21 protein-coding genes and 1 other annotated feature are annotated in these 22,002 nt (G+C 37.0%); of the genes, 18 read left to right on the top strand and 3 right to left on the bottom strand.

Annotation, left to right across the window (positions count from 1 at the left end):
* The first annotated feature begins 17 nt into the window (after positions 1–17).
* From kamA to ACXAE4_RS15955, 13 genes are all read left to right on the top strand, one after another.
* Positions 18–1,427 carry a lysine 2,3-aminomutase gene (gene kamA / locus ACXAE4_RS16015; protein WP_028413330.1) on the top strand — a complete coding sequence of 470 codons (1,410 nt, stop codon included), beginning with the start codon at positions 18–20 and terminating at the stop codon, positions 1,425–1,427.
* Between the two features lie 2 nt (positions 1,428–1,429).
* Positions 1,430–1,708 carry a YokU family protein gene (locus ACXAE4_RS16010; RefSeq protein ID WP_013057076.1) on the top strand — a complete coding sequence of 93 codons (279 nt, stop codon included), beginning with the start codon at positions 1,430–1,432 and terminating at the stop codon, positions 1,706–1,708.
* Positions 1,709–1,809: 101 nt separating this feature from the next.
* A complete protein-coding gene (locus tag ACXAE4_RS16005) occupies positions 1,810–3,291 on the top strand; it encodes an amino acid permease (protein WP_028413329.1) in 1,482 nt (493 codons plus the stop codon).
* A 213-nt stretch (positions 3,292–3,504) separates the two neighbouring features.
* Positions 3,505–4,251 (top strand): MBL fold metallo-hydrolase, encoded by a 747-nt coding sequence (locus tag ACXAE4_RS16000; protein ID WP_028413328.1) that lies wholly within the window; start codon positions 3,505–3,507, stop codon positions 4,249–4,251.
* Between the two features lie 30 nt (positions 4,252–4,281).
* Positions 4,282–4,539, top strand: coding sequence for a SunI/YnzG family protein (locus tag ACXAE4_RS15995; protein ID WP_028413327.1), 258 nt, complete (start codon positions 4,282–4,284; stop codon positions 4,537–4,539).
* 39 nt (positions 4,540–4,578) lie between these two features.
* Positions 4,579–5,040 (top strand): GNAT family N-acetyltransferase, encoded by a 462-nt coding sequence (locus tag ACXAE4_RS15990; protein ID WP_098999329.1) that lies wholly within the window; start codon positions 4,579–4,581, stop codon positions 5,038–5,040.
* 189 nt (positions 5,041–5,229) lie between these two features.
* Entirely contained in the window at positions 5,230–6,402 is a 1,173-nt protein-coding gene (locus tag ACXAE4_RS15985; protein WP_098112612.1) for an iron-containing alcohol dehydrogenase, read from the top strand.
* Positions 6,403–6,584: 182 nt separating this feature from the next.
* A complete protein-coding gene (locus ACXAE4_RS15980; RefSeq protein ID WP_099331003.1) occupies positions 6,585–7,790 on the top strand; it encodes an MFS transporter in 1,206 nt (401 codons plus the stop codon).
* A 552-nt stretch (positions 7,791–8,342) separates the two neighbouring features.
* A complete protein-coding gene (locus ACXAE4_RS15975) occupies positions 8,343–9,605 on the top strand; it encodes an ATP-grasp domain-containing protein (protein WP_099331004.1) in 1,263 nt (420 codons plus the stop codon).
* A 15-nt stretch (positions 9,606–9,620) separates the two neighbouring features.
* Complete coding sequence (locus ACXAE4_RS15970; protein WP_098112615.1) at positions 9,621–10,181, top strand: hypothetical protein; 561 nt, start codon at positions 9,621–9,623, stop codon at positions 10,179–10,181.
* A gap of 32 nt (positions 10,182–10,213) precedes the next feature.
* The gene (locus ACXAE4_RS15965; RefSeq protein WP_289578931.1) at positions 10,214–11,152 is read left to right on the top strand and encodes a DMT family transporter; all 939 of its coding nucleotides are present in this window, start codon (positions 10,214–10,216) and stop codon (positions 11,150–11,152) included.
* Between the two features lie 28 nt (positions 11,153–11,180).
* A complete protein-coding gene (locus ACXAE4_RS15960; RefSeq protein ID WP_289578932.1) occupies positions 11,181–12,416 on the top strand; it encodes a DUF6421 family protein in 1,236 nt (411 codons plus the stop codon).
* A gap of 15 nt (positions 12,417–12,431) precedes the next feature.
* Positions 12,432–13,733, top strand: a complete 1,302-nt coding sequence (locus ACXAE4_RS15955) for a valine--pyruvate transaminase (RefSeq protein WP_098112618.1) — start codon at positions 12,432–12,434, stop codon at positions 13,731–13,733.
* A gap of 164 nt (positions 13,734–13,897) precedes the next feature.
* Here the strand turns inward: ACXAE4_RS15955 and ACXAE4_RS15950 are convergent, their stop codons facing one another.
* Both ACXAE4_RS15950 and rpsN read right to left on the bottom strand, forming a co-directional pair.
* A complete protein-coding gene (locus ACXAE4_RS15950) occupies positions 13,898–14,290 on the bottom strand; it encodes a (2Fe-2S) ferredoxin domain-containing protein (RefSeq protein ID WP_014460065.1) in 393 nt (130 codons plus the stop codon).
* 91 nt (positions 14,291–14,381) lie between these two features.
* Entirely contained in the window at positions 14,382–14,651 is a 270-nt protein-coding gene (rpsN, locus tag ACXAE4_RS15945; RefSeq protein ID WP_047750950.1) for a 30S ribosomal protein S14, read from the bottom strand.
* A gap of 259 nt (positions 14,652–14,910) precedes the next feature.
* On the opposite strand from rpsN, the gene ACXAE4_RS15940 reads away from it, so the two are divergent.
* The 4 genes from ACXAE4_RS15940 to thrS all read left to right on the top strand — a co-directional run bounded on the left by ACXAE4_RS15940 (position 14,911) and on the right by thrS (position 19,785).
* On the top strand, positions 14,911–15,369 hold the full coding sequence (locus tag ACXAE4_RS15940) for a cell wall hydrolase (RefSeq protein ID WP_033579000.1): 459 nt from the start codon (positions 14,911–14,913) through the stop codon (positions 15,367–15,369).
* Positions 15,370–15,511: 142 nt separating this feature from the next.
* On the top strand, positions 15,512–15,712 hold the full coding sequence (locus ACXAE4_RS15935; RefSeq protein ID WP_098112619.1) for a hypothetical protein: 201 nt from the start codon (positions 15,512–15,514) through the stop codon (positions 15,710–15,712).
* A 164-nt stretch (positions 15,713–15,876) separates the two neighbouring features.
* Positions 15,877–17,619 (top strand): sulfatase family protein, encoded by a 1,743-nt coding sequence (locus tag ACXAE4_RS15930; RefSeq protein ID WP_098112620.1) that lies wholly within the window; start codon positions 15,877–15,879, stop codon positions 17,617–17,619.
* 666 nt (positions 17,620–18,285) lie between these two features.
* Positions 18,286–18,514 (top strand) — a binding site (T-box leader).
* 53 nt (positions 18,515–18,567) lie between these two features.
* On the top strand, positions 18,568–19,785 hold the full coding sequence (gene thrS / locus ACXAE4_RS15925; protein WP_098999333.1) for a threonine--tRNA ligase: 1,218 nt from the start codon (positions 18,568–18,570) through the stop codon (positions 19,783–19,785).
* A 171-nt stretch (positions 19,786–19,956) separates the two neighbouring features.
* Here thrS and ACXAE4_RS15920 read toward each other — a convergent pair whose 3' ends face one another.
* The gene (locus tag ACXAE4_RS15920; protein WP_223546605.1) at positions 19,957–20,160 is read right to left on the bottom strand and encodes a hypothetical protein; all 204 of its coding nucleotides are present in this window, start codon (positions 20,158–20,160) and stop codon (positions 19,957–19,959) included.
* A gap of 388 nt (positions 20,161–20,548) precedes the next feature.
* Here ACXAE4_RS15920 and ACXAE4_RS15915 point away from each other — a divergent pair, with 388 nt between their 5' ends.
* Entirely contained in the window at positions 20,549–21,949 is a 1,401-nt protein-coding gene (locus ACXAE4_RS15915) for an amino acid permease (RefSeq protein ID WP_048020877.1), read from the top strand.
* Positions 21,950–22,002 lie beyond the last annotated feature (53 nt).

Genomic DNA, 22,002 nt, shown 5'->3' with positions numbered 1-22,002 from the left:
CTTGGAGGGAATATAAAATGAAAAATACATTATATAAAGCAAGCAGACATTGGAAAGAAATCGAGCTTTGGAAAGATGTAACGGACGAGCAGTGGAACGACTGGGTATGGCAGCTGACAAACACGATTAAAACATTGGAAGATTTAAAGAAAGTCATAAATTTAACACCTCAAGAAGAAGAAGGTGTTAAAATTGCAACCAAAACGATTCCGTTAAATATCACTCCTTACTACGCATGGTTAATGGATGTGAACGATCCGAAATGTCCAATCAGAATGCAGTCCGTTCCTATTTCAGAAGAACTGCATAAAACAAGGTATGATTTAGAAGATCCGCTTCATGAAGATGAAGATTCACCGGTTCCTGGCTTAACGCACCGTTATCCCGACCGCGTCCTGTTTTTAGTTACAAATCAGTGCTCCATGTACTGCCGCTATTGTACAAGAAGACGTTTTTCAGGACAAATCGGAATGGGCGTTCCAAAAAAACAGCTGGATACAGCGATTAATTACATTGCAGCCAACCCTCAAATTCGTGATGTATTAATTTCCGGAGGAGACGGCCTATTAATCAATGACAATATTTTAGAATATATTTTGAAAAATTTGCGCGATATTCCGCACGTAGAAATTATTCGTATCGGTACAAGAGCGCCGGTGGTGTTCCCTCAGCGCATTACAGAAAATCTGTGCAACATCTTAAAGAAATATCATCCGGTTTGGCTAAATACGCACTTTAACACATCAATTGAAATTACAGAAGAATCAAAGCGTGCATGTGAAATGCTTGCGAACGTAGGAGTTCCAGTTGGAAACCAAGCGGTTATTTTAGCTGGAATTAACGACAGCGTGCCAATCATGAAGCAGCTTATGCATGATTTAGTAAAGATCCGCGTGCGTCCTTACTACATTTATCAATGTGATTTATCAGAAGGAATCGGCCATTTCCGTGCGCCAATCAGCAAAGGGCTAGAAATTATGGAAGGACTTCGCGGCCATACGTCCGGCTATGCAGTTCCTACGTTTATCGTGGATGCTCCTGGAGGAGGCGGTAAAATTCCGCTGCAGCCAAACTATATTATTTCTCAAAGCTCCAATAAAGTGGTGCTTCGAAACTTTGAAGGTGTTATTACGTCTTATCCAGAGCCGCAAAATTACCAAAGTGGAAGCGCAGAAGAATTTTATAAAAAAGTATATCCTGAAGTGTTTGAAAAATTTGAAAGCAATGGTGTTCTTTCGATTATCGATGATACAAAGTTCAACTTAACGCCAGAAGGTCTAAACCGTCTTGACCGCCGGAAAACGTATGATCAAAATCCAGAGCATAGCTCTTTAAAAGACAAGCGTGAAAAGCGCGATCAATTAAAAGAGAAAAAATTTGAAACGCAAATGAAAAAATACGAAACAGCGGGAGCGAAGGAGGAATAATATTGAAGTGCCAATGGTGCGAATCATATGAAGCCAAGGAGACGGATGCAACGGTTTATTGGGAGCTTCCTGACGGTACAAAAGCTATAGAAATTAAAGAGACGCCTTCCATTACATGTTCAGAATGTGGAATTACGTATCAAACAGACGAAACAGTTGGACACATTGAAGATCAACTGTTTTTAATCAACACCTCTGCCTTAGAAAAAAGTGTAACGTACGAACAGCTTATGAGCCTGCCTCGTCTATTAAAACGAAACTACTTTGATTTTTCAAAGTGAGCAATAAAGGATCCATCTCCTACTTTTTATAGGAGATGGATATTCTTATACGCTTTACGTTAAACATGTTCGCATAGTTCTTTTATGAAGGTGGGATAAGTATGGAAGCAGTCGATATAAATCGTAATGAAGAAGAAAAAAAACAGGACGATAAGCATGTAAAACGCCATTTAAAAGCTCGTCATATGACCATGATTGCCATTGGAGGTTCAATAGGAACTGGCTTATTTCTAGCCACGGGATCTTCCATCCAAACTGCTGGACCGGGAGGAGCGCTGATTGCTTACGGGGCTATTGGAATTATGGTTTATTTTCTCATGACTAGCCTTGGAGAAATGGCCACGTTTATGCCGGTATCAGGTTCTTTTTCAACATACGCCAGTCACTATGTAGACCCAGCTCTCGGGTTTGCGCTCGGCTGGAACTACTGGTTTAACTGGGCTGTTACGCTCGCTGTAGAAATAGCTGCTTCTGCTATTATCATGAAGTTTTGGTTCCCTGATGTGCCAAGTATTATCTGGAGCGCTTTGTTTTTAGGCTTAATTTTTTTACTTAATTTCCTATCTGTAAAAAGCTATGGAGAATCTGAATATTGGTTTGCTCTCGTAAAAGTAGTAACCATCATTGTATTTATCGGAGTGGGCCTTCTGACGATCTTTGGCATCTTCGGCGGTGAATATATCGGCTTTAAAAACTTTACATTAGAAGAAGCGCCGGTCAACGGCGGATTTCTGTCCGTACTAAGCATTTTCTTTATCGCGGGATTTTCTTTTCAAGGTACAGAGCTAGTCGGTATTGCGGCAGGGGAAAGTGAAAACCCTCAAAAAAATATACCAAAAGCCATTCGCCAAGTCTTTTGGCGCATCCTTCTATTTTATATTGCAGCCATTGCTGTAATCGGGCTTATCATTCCTTACACCAGTCCATCTCTTCTAGGAGGAGATGTGGATAACATTGCGGTTAGTCCATTTACGCTTGTTTTTGAAAAAGCAGGAATTGCTGCAGCTGCTTCGGTGATGAATGCTGTTATTCTTACATCCGTTTTATCAGCCGGAACATCTGGTTTATATGCTTCTACGCGAATGTTATGGTCAATGGCCAATGAAGGGCAAGCGCCTAAAGCGCTTCGGAAAATTAATCGTCGAGGAATTCCAGTAAATGCGCTTGTTTTAACCACTATTATTGGCGGTCTTGCCTTTTTAACATCCGTTTTTGGTGATCAAATGTATATGTGGCTTTTAAACGCTTCAGGTATGAGCGGATTTATTGCGTGGATTGGTATTGCCGTCAGCCACTATCGTTTCCGAAAAGCATATGTTGCTTCAGGACAAGATCTAAATGATCTAGCCTATAAAGCAAAATGGTTCCCTCTAGGACCTGTTCTTGCATTTGGAATGTGCCTCATTGTTATTTTAGGACAAAACTATCAAGCGGTACTTTCCGACAAAATTGATTGGTACGGCTTGACGGTCTCATACATCGGTCTGCCTCTCTTTTTAGCGACGTGGTGGGGATATAAAATAGCAAAGAAAACCAAGGTTGTGTCTTTGCATGAGTGTATTCAAAAAGAGGATAAGAAATAAAAAAAGGTGAGCCTTAGACAACAAGGCTCACCTTTTTACTTATAAAAATCATTCGTATCAGGCTTCATTCTATAGATAGCATAACACAAAAAGTGATTTTTTTCCAGTCTGGTTTTTATTTTGTTTATTGATAAAATTCAAGAATAGCACTGGAATCTGCACAATTATGGGAGGTTAAAACCTTCGTAACTTTAATAGGAAAAGGGGTTTGTGATGAGAATTTCAGAAGGTGTTGAAATGCTACAGTTGACTGCCAGAGCGTTTAATCAAGACATAACATTAAATCCTACATTAGTGTGGAATAACGAAGAAGCGATTTTAATTGATACAGGTATGCCTGGCCAAACCAATCAACTTAAAGAGGCGTTAAACGAATTAAATATGTCTATTGAACAGCTAAAAGTAATTCTTCTAACACATCAAGATTTAGATCATATAGGATGTGCGACTGATATACGAAATAATTCAGATAAAAATATCATCGTATATGCTCATGAATTTGATAAGCCGTACATTGAAGGAAAACTTCCGCTTATTAAAACGAATGCGAGCCGAATGAGTAACGAAGAACTAGCAGCTATACCTGATGAAATAAAATATTTATATAAAAACCCTCCCAAAGTTGAGGTAGATACAGTATTAAAAGAAGATCAACTGCTTCCATACTGCGGAGGTATTGAAGTTATTTTTACTCCCGGACATACGCCTGGGCATGTTAGTTTTTATTTAAGAAAATCAAAAACGCTGGTTGCTGGAGATGCTCTAGTATTGGTAAATGGAAAACTAATGGGACCTGTTAAACAAACGACCTTAAATATGGACCAAGCGGTTCAATCACTCGAAAAGTTTCTAAATTATGAGATTGAGCATGTTATTTGTTATCACGGAGGCTATTTTCAAGGCTGTCCGAAAGAAGCGATTTTAAGGATAAAAGAACACGTTGCAGAGAGACAAAGTTAAGATTAATAGAAACCAAAGGGGATGGATAAAATGTTTACACCAGCTATTAGCGTTCAAAAAATAAATGATAGCCTCATTATAAAATGGCAGATTGCACACTTTACGATTCCGTTAGAAGACATTCTTGAAGTAACGGAAGATGACACGTACGGAGGTAAAGAAGCGAATGCCATTCGAATTGGCCCTCCGTACGGAACAACTGACCGAATTTTTATTAAAACGACCAATAAAAACTATCTGTTATTTACTTCAAACGCACCGGCTATATTAAATGAAATACATTCATAACTACCATTACCAAATACGAGATATGTGGGAGAGAGAAAATTGAAGATTAGCCGTACTTTCGATGCTGATAAAATCGCCAAGCTTAATCAGTCTGTTCATCAACTGCATGTAGAATTATACCCCGAGCACTTTCAAGCATATGATTTTCAGAAGATACATGAATTTTTTAAGAAAGCGATGAAAAACGATAGATTTATCTTTCTTTTAGGAGAAGACGATGGAGAGCATGTGGAATTCGCTTGGCTAGAAATAAAGCAGTATTCAGAGACAGTGTTTAAAAAAGCTTACGAGTCAATTTATGTTCATCAAATAAATATCGCCGAACATTATAAAAACAAAGGGTTTGGTTCGAGTTTGATGAAAGAAATTTATAGTATTGCTCGTGAAAAAGAGATCACTACAATTGAGTTAGACTGTTGGAGTGACAATACAATTGCCGAGAGCTTTTACGAAAAAGAAGGCTTTGTTACGTATAGAAAAATGGTTTATAAAGAGCTTTAAAGAGAGCATTTACTTGCTCTCTTTTTTATGTCTAGGAAGCCATTTTCTTTATTTTAATCACTCAACAAAACAAAGTACGCGATTTGAGAACCTAACTCTTGAAAAATTTTTGTTTTACATTTATACTTACATTCTTGTTCGCGTAATGCGACAACTTACTTTATATTCAACTAGGAGGTATACGATAGTATGGAAAGTTTCATTTATCATAATCCCACAAAATTAATCTTCGGAAAAGATCAGCTTCAAGCATTATCAGAAGAACTCCCGAAATACGGAAAAAATATTTTGCTTGTATATGGCGGAGGAAGCATTAAGAAAAACGGTTTATACGATCAAGTTCTTACGCTGTTAAAAGAGTTAAACGTAAATATACATGAGTTAGCGGGCGTAGAGCCAAATCCTCGACTATCTACGGTACGAAAAGGAATTGAAATTTGCCGAAATGAAAACATTGACTTCATGTTAGCAGTCGGCGGAGGAAGCGTTATTGACTGCACAAAAGCAATCGCTGCCGGAGCTGAGTATGAAGGCGACGTTTGGGATATTATTAACAAAAAAGTAACGGCTACAAAAGCACTGCCGTTTGGAACGGTATTAACGTTGGCAGCAACAGGTTCTGAAATGAATCCTGATTCTGTTATTACGAATTGGGAAACAAATGAAAAATACGTTTGGGGAAGCACCGTTACGCACCCTGTATTTTCTATACTAGATCCTGTGAACACGATGTCTGTTCCTAGAGATCAAACTATCTACGGCATGGTAGACATGATGAGTCATGTGTTCGAACAATATTTCCATAACGTGAAAAACACGCCTTTACAAGATCGTATGTGCTATTCCGTATTACAAACAGTAATTGAAACAGCACCGAAATTGCTAGAAGATCTGCAAAGCTACGAACATCGCGAAACGATTTTATATTCCGGAACAATCGCATTAAATGGAACACTTCAAATGGGATACTTTGGAGATTGGGCTTCACATACAATTGAACACGCGGTATCAGCAGTATATGACATTCCTCATGCGGGCGGTTTAGCAATCCTATTCCCAAATTGGATGCGACACGTTGTAGATCAAGATGTAACTCGTATGAAACGCGTCATGACAAGCATGTTTGATATTGAAACTGCAGGTAAAAGTGACAAAGAAATTGCGTTAGAAGGAATCGATAAGCTAAGCGCTTTTTGGTCAAGCCTTGGTGCACCTTCTCGCTTAGCAGATTACGATATCGGAGAAGAGCGACTAGACGAAATTGCTGGAATTGCTGCTCGTGAAATGGAGCACGGAGGTTTCGGTAACTTTAAGAAACTAAATAAAGATGATATTTTAGCTATTTTAAAAGCATCACTGTAAAGTGAAAAATAAAAAAGAAGGAGACACCTGTCTTCTTCTTTTTGTTTTATCTTATAAATGACTGGAAATTAAGTAGAGTAGGAAGAATGGTTTTTTTTCTCAAATTTCAGTTAACAACTAAAGGAAAAGCTTTATAATTAAGTACAGAAAGAAAGTTTTAGAGAATTTAAGGGAGTGGGAAGATGAAAAAGTTTGCGCTAGCTTCATATGCGCTTTATTTGTTGGGCGGATTAGTCATTACAGCCGTAGGATCCGTCTTACCGCAATTGTTAATACATTATCATGTTTCCTATACAGTTGGCGGGCAGCTTGTATTATTAGGTTCTTTAGGATTTTTGATAGGAGTTCCGCTATCTTCTTTTTTATTAGGACGCTTCAGAGAAATGAATTTACTTACAATTTCCGCACTAATGATAGCGCTATCACAAATAGGTATGCTTTTATTGCCTCCATTTGAGTGGATTATTGCATTCAATTTTTTAAACGGTATTGGTGTAGCCGCATTGGAAGTAGTTGTAGCTACTTTAATGATGGAAGTATTTATCGGTAGAAGAGCTATTGTTATGAGTTATTTAGAAGTATCATTCGGTCTAGGTGCGCTGTTGATGCCGTTAGTAGCTAGCTTATTGATTTCACAGAACAGCTGGAGGTTTTCATTTTTTATAACAAGTGTACTAGCTTTACTAATGGTTGTGGTCTGTAAAATGATTCCTTTTGAAAAAGAGACTGTTTCAACTTCAGAAAGCGATGCTTCAGATGCCAGCTCAGAACCTGCGCCTGTGCTTGCTAAAAATCAAAGGTGGAAAATACTCGCTCTTTTTAGTGTGATGATTTTTATGTATGCCGGAGTGGAAAGCAGTATGAATAATTTTCTTTCGTCTATTTTTATCGTGTATCTAGATGTAATTCCCTCACAGGCTACTTTAAGCATAAGCGTTTTTTGGGTGGCTATGCTCATAGGACGAGTGGCTACTGGATGGATTATTCGAATTGTTACATACGAACGTTATCTTTTTGGCAGCATTGGAGGGACAATTGTGAGTTTAGGGCTGTTTATCTTGTTAAAAGAAGCAGTAGCAGGCTATATTTTATTAGGGTTTTTAGGGCTTGCAATGTCAGGTATCTATTCGATAACGATGGTATATGCTAATCATACGTTTACCGGATCTGCTCGTATTGTCACTAGTTTAATTACTGGTTTTTCAGGGCTTGGAGGTGCTGTTTTCCCTGCGCTTATTGGCTTTACTATGGACGCAAGCGGCATTACCTCAGCGCTTTGGTACATAACAGCTTTTGCATGTTTATATCTTCTGGCGCTTTGCATCATTTTTTTCGTTCAGCGTGATGCAAAACAAAAAGCTAATAATCATTTGCAGCCTATGAAATAAATGTTACGTCAAAAAAAGAAGTGAACTTATAAGTTCACTTCTTTTTCTTTTTATTTTCTCTTTCGTTATAGTAAACAAAAAGGGTTCACATAAATTCAAACAAGAAAGTGAAAAATGGATATATCTATGAAAAAGGAGAGCAATATGAAAGAAGTGAATATAAAGGATCCCGCATTAAACCTCGACGTGGCATTAAAAAGAATACTAAATGAGATGGCTGAAAAAGATGTAACTTTATAAATGGTTAATATCTATTTTAATAAAAAAATAAAAAAAGAAAGGTTGAATCTATGTCGACCTTTCTTTTTTTCAGAAAAATTCTTGTTAAATTTTTTCTCACAATATCTTTATAATCAAATAGCAAAATTCCTGCTTTTAATTTCGCTTTAGTATTAACCCTACAAACCATTCTTTTCTTTACTTTTTACTAATATATCAAATATTCTATATATTCCTAATGTTATATAAAATTAAATTGACAAATATATGAAGCGATCATTAGAATTTAGTCATCGAACAGTGAAGAGCTGTTTAAAAGTAGGGGGGAAGTAAATGCCGTTACAAAACAAGCATCTAGCAGTTGTGTTACAAAATACATATTTACCGTTTATTTTTGAAGAAGCAGAAGCTCTCGGAATTAAAGTGACGTTTTTTTATAACCAAGAAGAAGTAGAACCTAAGCATCTTAAAAACGTACAAAATTTCATACCCATTGATTTATTTCACACCTCAGACAAAGCTCTTGAGATTATTAAAGCAGAGCATCACAAAAATCCTTTTGACGGCATTATGACATTATATGAGCCTGCGTTAGAGTTTGTAGCTCAGCTGACAGAAAAATTAAACTTACCGGGCTTATCACCGTTTGTGATTAGTAACTGTCGCAACAAACAGAAAATGAGAGAGGTTTTAAAAGATAATGATCTTAACACTCCGTATTTTAAAGAGGTTGAAAATACGGAGGAATTAAAGAATCTTTCACTGCCTTATCCTGTCGTAGTAAAACCTTCTAACGGATTTTCCAGTCAAGGTGTATCACGAGCGAATAATAAAAAAGAACTGATTGACAGCATAGAAAAAGTGAGACGCGTAAATGAAGAAGACCTAAGTAAATTCACAAAAAATAAAACGGGCATGGTAATTGAACAATTTGTAGACGGACCAGAGTTTGCTATTGAGACGTTTTCTGTAGAAGGAGAGGTTTGTGTACTCTCTATAGGATACAAAGGAAATTCCAAAGGGCCTTTTTTTGAAGAAGGTGTTTATATAGCGCCAGCTCACCTAGAAGAAAACGTTTGGGAATCTATTTCGCAAGAAGCAGCTAAAGCAGCAACCGCTTTAGGGATTGAGAATGGCCCCGCTCATATTGAATTACGTTTGGACCCAGCAGGAAAACCTTATGTGATTGAAATAGGAGCGCGCATTGGAGGGTCTGGGATTTCTCATTATATCGTAAAAGAAAGTACAGGTATTAACTATATCGAGCTAGTTTTTCACTATGTATTAGGATTAAAACCTCCTGTATTAAAAAATGAAAGAAAACGAAAGAAAGTGGTGGGCAACTACATTATCCCTGTGCAAGGCCATGGGATTTTTAAAGAAATTCAAGGCTTGGAAGACGTGCGTAGAGACACTGAAGTAAAAAGGGTTATTCAATTTATAACTGAAGGGACAGACATTTTACCATATCCGCACTTTTCAGGTTACCCTGGATTTATTTTAACCACTCATGACTCTTATTCCGACTGTGAGCAGTATTACAGCTATTTGGATAACAAAGTAAAAATCGTTTATCAAAATAAAGTAAACGCATAGGGGGTATCAAAGGCTATGATAGTTGCAGAGTCGTCTAGTAAGAAAAATAAGCAGCTTCAAAAGATTAGCATTATCCATACCTTAGGGCCTGAAGGAACCAATTGTGAAAAAGCAGGCTATCTGTGGTTTGAACGCCAAAGCATACAAGGTCAGGTCTTTTTGCATCAAACGTTGGAAGAAGCTTTAGTTCATGTGAAAGAAACAGAGAGTTCTGCTCTACTAGGCTGTGCGGTATATCCTTACTTACATGATATTGTGTTCAAAAATTTAACTAGTTTAGAGCTAGTAGATAGCTTTATTATGCCAACGTATAACATGGTGCTTGCCTCAAAAGAAGAGGTGATAACAAACAACAACCTGTTAATTGCTTCACATCCTGCCCCTGTTGATTTAGCTCATTCCATCAGTTCCAATGTTCAGTTAGTAAATAGTAATGCTCAAGCCGCGATTGATTGCTTAGAAGGAAAGGTAGACGCATGTATTACAACAAGTAAAGCTGCTAACGAGCAGGGTTTAACAGTTGTAAAAGATTTTGGAGAAGTGCCGATGTGTTTTACGCTTCACGGAAGAAAATAGGCTCAACTTTAAAAAAGAAATAAGGTGAAACAGTGATTTCTAAATTAACCCGTATTCATGTACATCTTTTGTTTTGTCTGTTAGCCGTCATCGGGGGAACGACATGGGCTTTTCAAAAGACTGGCTTAAAGGATAGCTTGCCTCTATGGTCAGCAGGTATGAGGTTTTTAATTGCTAGTTTAATAATTGCCCTCTACCTCTTACTCACAAAAAAAATGGCCATTTCAAAAGAAGTAGTAATTATTTCAGCATTAAACGGAATTTTGTACTTTGCTCTACCGTTTGGTTCTGTTTATTGGGCATCCGTCTATTTGCCAAGCGGGCTTGTTTCCGTTTTAGCTGCCAGCATTTCAGTGTTTGCTCTTTTATTTAATCGCTTATTTAAAGGAACACCAGCTACAAAAGGACAAAAGATAGGTGTAGTCATGTGCTTAATTGGTATGAGCGTTGTATTTGGAAATCAGCTGTTTATACAGGGAAATGTGATTCAAATAGTAGCCATGATTGTCATTTTAATGGCTATGCTAGGTTCTGCTTTTATAACTGTTCAAGTTCAATCTCGCATAAAATCCTTGCCTATTATGACCTTTAATTCCTTTTCGATGCTAAGTGGAGGCGCTTGTTTACTGATTGTTAGTTTATTTATAGAAAATGGAAACCGCACTTTCTCTGGGGTTAGTCTTATCTCATTATTATACTTGGCTATTATAGGATCGGTCTTGGGGTTTTCTATTAATATTTATTTATTAAAAAAATGGCATATATCAAAAGCAACGGCGCATCTATTTATTTCACCGGTTATCGCCTTATATGTAGGATTTGTCTTTTTAGGTGAAACATTAAACAAACAGGTCTATATAGGTACAGCATTTGTAATAGCAGGGGTTATATTTATTAACTTGAAAAAGCAAGTAGAGAAAAACACAAATAACTCTAATCTTACATCATCTAAAAATATTTCTGCTAAGTAGCTGCCCTAAAAAAAGGAGGGTTTTAATCATGTTAACAAAAAATCATACTCAAAGTTTAGTGGAGTTATTAAACGATAAAATAGTACCTGCTCTATATGAGATAAGAAAATATCAGGGCCCAAATGGAGAGGTCAAAAGAAATTACGAAAAAGCTAGAGAACTCTTATTAAAAGTAGTTGCTGAAACTGAAACAATATATAACTCTCTAAATTTACCTAAAGTGTGGAATGCATTAAAAAATGACGTATGTGATTGGATCGAAAGAGGACTCGATCAATCTCCTTATTTTGATCAAACGTTAATTGCTTATAGCCCGCCTGCAAACGGAGAGGCGACGTTCTTTTTAGGACCGATTGTAACGCCTAATGGCCCTACCAAAAGAGGGTTTTATTTAGAAGCCTTTATCGCCGTTCGTGATGAACCTGAAATCATGAACTCCATTGAAGCAGACCTTCCTCATCCTAAAAATGGATGTGAATCGTTAAAGCTGTTGGCTGGTACTCAAGGATTTATGGAAGGGAAGTGTATTGTATTTTTCCCTGAGAATGTACAAACAAAAGAAAAGGTAACAACTCAAAACTTCGCGATATTTTTCTTTAATAAATTTCACAGCATATACAATGATGATACATTAAAAAGAGCGTATTCTATCTTTCCTGATTTTAACTTTAAATCTCATACTATGAATAGAGAAGACACCTATCAGGCAAGGGTAATCTGGGGATATCTACATGACTATTATCATCACTGTGGAAATAAACCTTTCGATCAACATATACAGGCAAAAATGAATTTTTTTGCAGGCATACTGGAAGAAGTTAAAGTAGACTGTCAGACGGTGCTGACTCTTCATAAAAGAAAATACCCTTTTTGGGAAGAGATAACAGAATTTGTTCTCTTTGAACGTCTGTTAAGGTATCCTAGTCAGCATAATGCACCTCGAAACTTTGATTCTGGCACAGGATTTTTTCTTTTTAGCTGGTTAGTTGCAAATGGGCATTCAATATCCCGAAAAGAAGACCATGCTTATTTAGATTTAGACATGTGTTTGAAGGAACTAGACCTTTTAGTAAAAGAAATTGAACAACTTGAAACAATTCAAAGTGACCTTGGCTATAAAGAAGAAGCCGAACGCTATGTTCGAAAATACTTATTGCCTAGTGAGAACGGTGATAAATTTACTATTCCGGACAATTATTTTATTAATCAGCAAAATAAAAAGATTGAAGTTCCATACTTACTATTCGATGCCCATAATCTCTAAGGAGAAGATGCACTAATGAATGCTTTGCATTTAAGTAAAATAGGAAACAAAATGACTAATAAAGTAGGCGTTCGTGCTATTATGCATGACATTCAAGAAGTGCTCAATTCTGATCTCAATCAATATGTGAATTTAAGCGCTGGAAATCCTGCCATACTCCCTCAAGTTTATGAAATGTGGGAAGAAGCTTTAAAAGATATTGTGAACGACAAACAACTAAAGAATTTGATTAGCCAATATGGGTCTAGTTACGGTACGTATGAATTAATTGATTGCATAAGAGAATACTTCTTTAGGAATTATCGTATTGAGCTGGACAGAGAACAAGTCTTGATCACTTCAGGAAGTCAAAATCTGTTTTTTTTAGCTATAAATTCATTTTGCGGTACAAGTAAAGAAGGAAGAGTTAAAAAAGCATTAATACCTATGCTGCCGGATTACGCTGGGTACAGCGGAGTGGCACTAGAGGAAGCTATAATAGAAGGAATTCCTCCTATCGTCTCAAAGCTTGATCATCATACGTTTCGTTATGAATTTAACAAACAGGCATTCAAAGATAAAATAGCACAGGACCCAGATATCGGAGCTGTCGTATTATCAAGACCTAATAATCCAAGCGGCAACATTCTTTCAAAAGAAGCCGTACACTTTATATCCCAAGTATGCAAGGACTATAACATTCCATTGCTAATTGATTCAGCGTACGCACCTCCTTTTCCGGCTATGAACTTTGTTGAAATGAATCCAATTATACATGACAACATCATTCACTGCATGAGTCTTTCTAAAGCCGGATTGCCTGGAGAGAGAATAGGAATTGCTATAGGAAAAAGTGACTTCATAAAAGTAATGGAAGCATTTCAATCAAATATTTTGATTCACTCTTCTAGGTTAGGTCAGCGGATGGTGGTTAACACCTTAAAGAACGGAAAGTTACCTGGAATTTCAGCTAACTATATAAGAACTCATTATAAACAAAAACATGACTATTTAAAAAATCTTTTAACTACACATATGCCGGATGATATTCCTTGGTATTTACATAAAGCGGAAGGTTCGTTGTTTGGTTGGCTTTGGTTAGAAGGTTTGACTTTCAGTGATAACGATCTATACAATAAATTAAAAGCAGAAAACTTGATTGTAGTACCAGGCGGATCATTCTTTCACGGCAACCGGTCTTGTCCTCACAACCAGGAGTGCATTCGCATAAGTCTTACTGCTACAGATGAGGAGTTAAAGAAAGGAATTGATATTCTTTCGTCAGTAGTCAAGAAAGTATACAGTTCAGATTTTATATGTGAAACAGAAAAAATCTAATTTCTTAAAGGTTTAGAGGTGAAAAAAGCCGACCTGGTTGCTAGGGTCGGCTTTTTTGTTTAGATTAAGCAATAGGCGCATTAAAGAAAACAAACAGACATTTTTAATAATGTTTCTCTTTTAATTGGTTAACTTTATAAAGACCAGGATTTCACCGTTGTAAATTAAAGTTTTTTAGATACTTTGATGACGGTTTCTTTTTGTTTTGAGATACCTTTAACAGTACCTTCTGTTCGCTGGAAACCTTCTCCGCAAAAAGTATGACTTGTTTTTTGGACAAAAGGTTGATCTGTCTTTAAAGAGTTAATAAGCTCTCGTGCATCATCAGGCTTCATATCTTTATACCAAATACCGTCTGGGTAGGAAATGACGACGCATTTATCATGACATCTTCCATTACATCGAGTGCGAGTCGTATGTATGTATTCGTCCATCTCTTGATTAGCTATCTCAGTTCGAATCGCTTGTGTAACTTCTTCGGCTCCAACTCGATTGCAGCTGCTTCCATTGCAAATGAGAACGTGATGTTTCGTTGTACCTAAGTTCCATGTAGCCATGTTGATCCCTCCTATTAAAAGTAATGATTACGATTTATGACGTATAATGATTCCTTTTTTAGCAAAGAGGGCCCTTTACCTCATTAGAATTTTACCAGCTTGATTTTTTCACCCCAGGAAGCTGTCCCTTGTGAGCAAGTTCTCTAAATGCAATTCGCGAAAGCTTAAATTTACGTAAATATCCACGAGGTCTTCCCGTTACTTCACAGCGATTATGCAAGCGAGTAGAAGAAGAGTCTCTAGGAAGCTTTCGTAGTTCATTATAATTTCCTTGTTCCTTTAACTGTTTTCTTAACTCAGCATATTTTTCGACAAGTGCTTGTCGGTGCTTTTCTTTTGCTATTTTTGATTTTTTAGCCAAATAATCAATCCTTTCTTAAAGTCCTTCTTGAAAATCGTAATCATTACTATTTATATTTTTATATCATAAACCACTAAAGAATGAAATGCAACTCATATTTAATGAGTAAAGTTATATTTTTATATGCTGAAAAATAGTTAAAAAAATACGATAATATACAATTTCTTTTGGAACTGGATAATTTTTTGCAATGAAAGACTCTTATATTTCTGCTAGCATATGAACCACGTCAAGAAATAGCAAGGAGGCTTTTATTTTTATGATGAAAAAACTAGTAATTGCTATCGCAATGCTTATCCCGAGTTTTGGTGCAGGTTACTCAGCATTTGCTGCAGCACCCGCTCATGAACAGCACATTCAAGTAAATAAAAATGATAAAGAACTATTAGCTCGTCTTGTATCAGCTGAAGCCAAAGGAGAGCCGTACGCAGGCAAAGTAGCCGTGGCAACAGTTGTATTAAATAGAGTCGACAGCAGCAAATTCCCGGACACTGTAAAAGGCGTTATTTATCAAAAAGGTCAGTACAGCCCGGTCAGCAACGGTCAAATCAATAAACCTGCAGACAAAGGTTCAAAAAAAGCTGTAGAAGAAGCAATTAACTTCCAAGGTCAAGGAAAAGGTTCATTATTCTTCTTTAATCCTGATAAAACGGGAGATCAATGGCTGCGCCAAAAACAAGAAACAATTAAAATAGGGCATCATGTATTTGCAAAATAATAAAAAAGCTAATGGCTAGCTACGTGCTGTCATTAGCTTTTTTAGTTATGTACATAACATAAACAGTAGAACAACCTTCAAAATTAGAATTTTATGGTAAAACAAAAGAGGTCATTTGTAATTAAAAATATGAGGTGATAACTTGAAAGAGAATATGATGTTTGCTTGGATAGCTTCATGGTTAGCTCTTGTTGGTCAGCTCATTTTTTTTATGGGAGTAGCGCTTTTTACAGGGGATTGGCGCTACATGATGTGGAGTTTTATGATAAGCATAATTGTAGGTATACCTAGTATAATGGGTACCTATAAACGAAATCAGCAGCTAAAAGCATACAAAAAATAAGGAATATCGTATTGAAACGCGTTATGAAAGACTTAGAGAAATCCTCTAAGTCTTTTTTTGTTTGGGTATAAAAAGACATGAACCGTACTCCGTTCTTCTAAAAAAAGTACTTTTTACATAGTTTATCAATACAGAACATTTGATAAACACGCGGAGGAGTAAACATGAAGGAGCAGCCTAATTTTTTGTTGATTATGGTGGACGAAGAACGATTTCCACCCGTATATGAAAGTAAAGAAGTAAAAAAGTGGCGAAAAAAACATTTAAAAGCACATGAATTTTTAAAACAGCATGGAATGGGGTTTACTCGTCACTACGTCGGTTCTACAGCCTGTTCACCGAGTCGAGCTACATTGTTTACAGGGCAGTACCCTTCCTTGCACGGAGTGACCCAAACGCAAGGTATCGCAAAGAAGTCACAAGATCCTGATATGTTTTGGCTGCAGCCTAATACCGTCCCAACGATGGGAGATTATTTTAAGCAGGCTGGGTATCAAACCTTTTATAAAGGAAAATGGCATATTTCTGATGAGAACATCTTAATTCCAGGAACACATAACGTTTTTTCTAGCTACCAGATGCAAACAGGAATACCGGATCCAGAAAAAGAGCGCCTCTATCAACGGGCTAATAAGCTTGAAAAGTTTAGTTTTTCAGGGTGGATTGGTCCAGAGCCGGAAGGGAGAAACCCGCACAATTCTGGTTCATCTGCGGCCATTGGAGTGAGTGGACGAGACGAAATATATGCAGAGGAAATCATAGAGCTTATTCAACAATTAGAATATCAAAAGACTGCGCAGCCTTGGCTCATGGTAGCTTCGTTTGTGAACCCGCATGACATTGCGCTGTTCGGAGCAATCACCAAACACCTTGCTATGTTTCAGTTTTCTATTGATGAGACAATTCCGAACATCGAGCCGCCACCTACTATTAGAGAATCTTTACAAACGAAGCCTAGCGCTCAAAGCAGCTATAAATACATCTACCCAAAAGCGCTGCAGCCGACGCCAAATTCTAGTTTCTACCGGCGCTTATATTATCAGCTTCAAAAAAATGTTGATAAACAAATTTTGAAAGTCCTTCGGACTATAGAACAATCTTCGTTCTATGACAATACCATTATTATTTTCACGTCGGATCACGGTGATTTGCTTGGGGCTCACGGAGGACTACATCAAAAATGGTACAACATGTATGAAGAGTCGATTCACGTGCCGCTTCTCATTCATAACAAGCATTTGTTTCCTAGTTATCAACGTACAGACGTGCTGACTAGTCATGTTGACTTGATCCCGACAATGCTTAGCTTGGCTAATATCGATGCTTCCGCTGTTCAAAAGCAATTGCAAAAAAGTCATACGGAAGTACATCCATTTGTTGGGCGAGACCTCTCAGGAACGTTGCGAGGAGAAACATCGCTCCATAAAGAAAAAGCACCGATTTTCTTTATGACGGATGATGACCCGACAAAAGGACTTCACCAAACAAATTTTTTAGGAGAAAGCTATCCGTCAGTCGTTCAGCCTAATCACATTCAAGCGATCATTGTCGAGTTTCAATCAGCCGCAGGAAAGGAAATCTGGAAATACGCTCGATACCATGATAATCCGCAATTTCGGTCAGCACCTAACGAAAAAGATGAAGTCATCCACCGAGAGCAATATGAAAGTTACCCGGTAGATCTTACTAACCTTAAAGAAACATCGGTTCCGGATCAAATTGAAATGTACAATTTGACCAAGGATCCGTTAGAAACAGTAAATTTGGCTTACCCGTATTTTTCAACAAATGAAACAAGGAAAATTCAGCGGCAGCTTGATGTTATTCTTAAAGAACAACTCAGGAAAAAACGGATTTTTCCGCAAAGTGGAAGCATGTACCAGGAGCTTCCGTCTAAAGATAGATAAAAAATAGTTTCGACGAGTTCAAGCCAAATATTGGTGTAAGTAGAAAAAGGTATATTTAATATTTTAGTATATAAATAAAAAACTGATGATACTTGTGCTATGTTACTTATTCTGATTTGAGCAGTACTGGATTTTAATTCGTTAATAATACTTAGATAAAGCAAATAAATGCTTGTAACATCTTTCTTTTTTGCCTTTATTCTTACACAATAAAGGTAAAAACAAAAATAAAATGTAGGTGTTAATATTATAATAAAAAACTTTTTAAGCCCATATATTCTTAAGTAACTTTTCGGGAATTTAAGCATAAATTAATTCTATAACATTAAGAAATAAAAATTACTTCTTGACTTCTGTAAAATTTATACACTATAATCACTTTTAACAACTAACAAACATTATTTGGCAACGAAAAGGACATGAATTAGGTGCTGTTTTCTTCGCAGAGAATAGGGTCAGCGGCTGGGAGCCCTTAAGAAATCATCTAATTTACCACCTTAGAGCTATTGCAGGGAATGTGCATAACTGAAACTGCAATCGGTAAAACCGTTATCTTTTTTTGAGCGTAAAATGCGTACAGGTATTTTACGGAATTAGGGTGGTACCACGACCGCATTCGTCCCTTCACTAGGGATGAGTGCGGTTTTTTATGTAGAAAAAATGAATATACAAGCATTGAAAAGGACATGAATCATTTTTGGATTTTCTTTACAGAGAGTAGGGTCACTGGCTGAGAACCCTTAGAAAACGAAATGAATTTACCACCTTGGAGCTGCGGCGGGGAATGTGTATACACTGAAACTGCAACCGGTAAAACCGTTATCTTTTTAAGCGTAAAATACGTATAGGTATTTTACGGAATTAGGGTGGTACCACGGCCGCATTCGTCCCTTTATTAGGGATGAGTGCGGTTTTTTTGTTGAATAAAAACATATTGGAGGAATGAACATGTCAAAACAAATGGAAGCAGAAAAACGAAATCATCAAAAATTAGGTCAAGAACTGGAGCTGTTTATGTCGATGGAAGAAGCTCCTGGTATGCCGTTTTTCTTACCTAACGGAATGATTGTTCGAAATGAGTTAGAAAACTACTGGAAACAAAAGCATTACAAAGCAGGCTATCAAGAGATAAAAACACCCATCATGATGAAACAGGAGCTATGGGAACAATCAGGGCATTGGGAGCACTATCATGAAAATATGTATTTTTCAAATGTTGACAAACAAAACTATGCGATTAAACCGATGAATTGTCCGGGAGCCATTTTATTGTTTAACAGCAAGCGAAGAAGCTACCGAGAACTTCCAGTTCGATACGCGGAGCTCGGGTTAGTTCATCGCCACGAGCTTTCTGGCTCTTTAAACGGATTACTAAGAGTTCGGTCATTCACACAGGACGACGCTCATTTATTCGTAGAACTCAGTCAAATCGAAGCTGAGATTAGCCGCATTCTAGCGTTTATCCATGACTTTTATTCACATTTTGGCTTTGATTACAAAGTGGAGCTATCCACACGTCCTGAAAAATTTATGGGAGATATTGAAACATGGAATCAAGCAGAAAAGTCGCTTCAATCGGTGCTAAATGAAAAAGGCTTAGACTATCAGGTAAATGAAGGAGACGGAGCTTTTTACGGGCCGAAAATCGATTTTCATATTTTAGATTCCCTAGGCCGCAGCTGGCAGTGCGGAACAGTTCAGCTTGATTTTCTAATGCCAGAGAAGTTTGACTGTATGTATATTGGAGAGGACAATAAACCGCACCGTCCCGTAATGATTCACCGCGCTATATACGGTTCCGTTGAACGATTTATGGCCATCTTGATTGAACATTATGAAGGTCAATTTCCTCTTTGGCTGGCTCCTGTTCAATTTAAGCTTTTGCCTATTGCACCGCCGCATGTGGAATATGCATACAAGGTGAAACACGAGCTGGAGTCACAAGGGTATCGTGTTGAAGTGGATGATCGTATTGAAAAAATAGGTCTGAAAATTAGAGAAGCCGAAATGCTCAAAGTTCCTTATATGGCCGTAATAGGAGATAAAGAAGTAGAAAATAAATCGCTTGCTATGCGAAAGCATGGGAAGAAAAACATTGGAACAGTAAGTGTTGAAGAGGCAGCTGTACACTTGAATAAAGAAATGGATTCAAACAGAGTTTATTGAAGCCATTTACCTTTCTAAATAGAAAAATCCGATTTTTTAAGTCGGATAGTGATTCCCTTCATCTTGTCTTACACCAAAATGAAGGGAATATTGAACTAGAAGGGTATAAGATAATATATATCAGCAGTATAACTTTTGCCTTAGACAAACGCCGGTATTTTATAAAAAAAATTATCTTGTTCCATTCGAATCGTTTGTACGGGGGGAAGCTGAATCTTCATTTGACAATTTGTTCATAGGTTGCTGACCTCGCTTCTTTTTAGAAGGAGAATAAAAAAGAAATTTAAACATAAAGTACACTCCTAATGCTAGTAAAATACAGCCAATAAGTAAGTTAAGCATCTCTCTCCGCCCTTCATACACTTCAGTTTTCATCATTATAACACCCGTTAAGGTAAAACATTCATCGTTCTGTAAATAATCCCTATGTCAGGAATTTATATTTGAAGATAGGTGGCGAAAAAACTATCTGAAAATGAACCAATTTATTTTTTAGAATATTAATTTTATTCAAACTTATTATACATAATCACAATGATGATTTCTTTATTTAGTTGATAAAGCCAAAATAGATAGAGATTAAGAAATCGCTTACAAAAACTCTTGAAATATATATAATGATATTAGTATACTAATAGACAAGTTAGTAATTATTTCTATATAATTACTTCTGTATCTGAAGTAAAAACGCGTAGTCAAATAGGAAAAGACGTCATTTTTAAGTTTTTTAATGGATGAGTGGCAACAGAGAGGAGAGAGTGCAATGGGAAAACTATTTAAAAAGAAGTCAATCGAGCAATTATTAGAACAAAGTCAAAACAAATCTCTAGTCAAAACATTAGGGGCATTCGATTTGACTCTTCTTGGTATTGGAGCCGTAATAGGAACGGGGGTTTTAGTTTTAACAGGCTTAGTAGCTGCTAACGATGCGGGGCCAGCCGTTATTTTTTCTTTTATACTGGCTTCTATTGTATGCGGTTTTGCAGCGCTGTGCTATGCGGAATTTGCTTCAACTATACCTGTATCTGGGAGCGTTTACACCTATACATATGCAACCATCGGCGAAGTGGTAGCACACTTAATGGGATGGACATTGCTTTCCGTCTATTTATTAACGATGTCAGCAGTAGCAAATGGATGGTCTTCTTATTTTAATAATTTTTTAGAAGGCTTTGGTTTTTCACTCCCAAAAGAATTGATTACGATCCCTGCAAATGGAGGCCTGGTGAACCTTCCTGCTATTTGTATTACCCTTCTTATTACATGGCTGCTTTCAAGGGGAACTAAAGAAAGTAAAAAAGTGAATAATTTTATGGTGCTTGTTAAATTATTTATTATCCTTCTCTTTATTATTGTAGGGGCTTTTTATGTGAAGCCGTCTAATTGGACTCCTTTTATGCCTTATGGAATTGAAGGGGTTGTGACAGGGGGAGCGGCCGTATTTTTTGCTTTCTTAGGTTTTGATGCTTTATCTACATCAGCAGAAGAAGTAAAGAACCCGCAGCGCAATTTGCCAATTGGAATTATTAGTTCACTCGTGATCTGCACGATTATTTATGTAGCGGTATGCCTTGTTATGACAGGGGTTGTTTCTTACAAGGAACTGAATGTTCCAGAAGCAATGGCCTATGTTCTTCATTCAGTAGGACAAAATGCAGTGGCAGGAGTTATTGCTGCAGGAGCTGTCATTGGGATTATGGCTGTTATTTTCGCCTACATTTATGCAGCAACACGAATTTTATTCTCAATGAGCCGCGACGGCTTGCTACCAAAAGCATTTGCTAAAACAAATGAGAAAACGGGAGTTCCGACTCTCTCCACTTGGCTAGTAGGAATTATCGGAGCGTTAATTTCAGGATTTATCGATTTAAAAGAACTTGCGAATTTAGCAAATATCGGAGCCCTTTTAACTTTCGGTATGGTGGGCGTCAGCATTATCATCTTACGCAAAACGCACCCAACTTTAAAACGTGGATTTACAATGCCGTTTGTCCCGGTTTTACCAATTTTATCTGTATTATCTTGTTTATTTTTAATGATTAATCTTCCTAAAACAACATGGCTATATTTTAGCATATGGATTGTGCTTGGTATATTTGTGTATATAGGTTATTCTCGTAAACACAGTCGATTAACAAGTAAAGAAATGAAAAAAGCGAGTTAGAAGCAGAAAAAGAGCCTTTCATCCAAGAAAGGCTCTTTTTTTGCTTTTTGTTC

It is taken from the genome of Priestia sp. ABM2_011 (genome assembly GCF_056158845.1).
The sequence above is the reverse complement of the archived record's forward strand: the minus strand, read 5'-3'. Positions and strand labels throughout refer to the sequence as shown.